General features: G+C 40.1%; 1 pseudogene. It reads right to left on the bottom strand.

Annotated features, from left to right (window positions below):
* Nucleotides 1-321: 321 nt before the first annotated feature.
* Nucleotides 322-640: pseudogene (locus tag CIK04_RS27045) on the bottom strand (hypothetical protein); the annotation flags it as partial.

The following is a 640-nucleotide window of genomic DNA, read 5'->3' as shown; positions in this document are numbered from 1 at the left end:
TCAGTCATTCCGTAATTCCAGTTGTTAGGCTTTTTTATAAGAGCGCCATTCTAACACTGATTTAGCACAAAATACCGCCTGCTTTGCGCCCTGGATCAAGTTATTAACTTTTAAATCAATGCTTAGTTTGCACCCAACAAATAACAGTGTTAAAAAWTTTGTTCGCTAGCGAAAACTATAATTACAAACTGAGCACTCAGTGTTCAGCATCTCATCAACGACATCTTACTTACCCCTCCCTCTCGGAGGTTTTTTTATTTATTTTTCAACAAATTAAAAGACCACCAATCTGGTGGCCTTTCACATTTAAGTTGCATCTAATCAAGATTCACACACTTGTTTGATGATGCCTTTTACATAGCCTTTGCTGACATAAGTCGGACAAAGAGCCGCTCGAACCGATTTGGATTCGATAACATAATTTTCAAAATTTGCCAAAGCGCCGTCCGACACAACGGTGGTTGCCACTTCTTTTGCCAAGGCAAAATTCGCATTTTTCGGGCGTTCTAAAGTGTACAGCAGCGCATTCGCTACTTTTTCATCCGCACAGTATTGAGATGATTGCTTCACCGCAGAAGCAAAAAATGGCACTGATAGAGACTTAGATACGTTCTGGTAAACTTTAACCCCTTCAGCAAAG

Source organism: Vibrio sp. 03_296 (genome assembly GCF_002265885.1).
The sequence above is the reverse complement of the archived record's forward strand: the minus strand, read 5'-3'. Positions and strand labels throughout refer to the sequence as shown.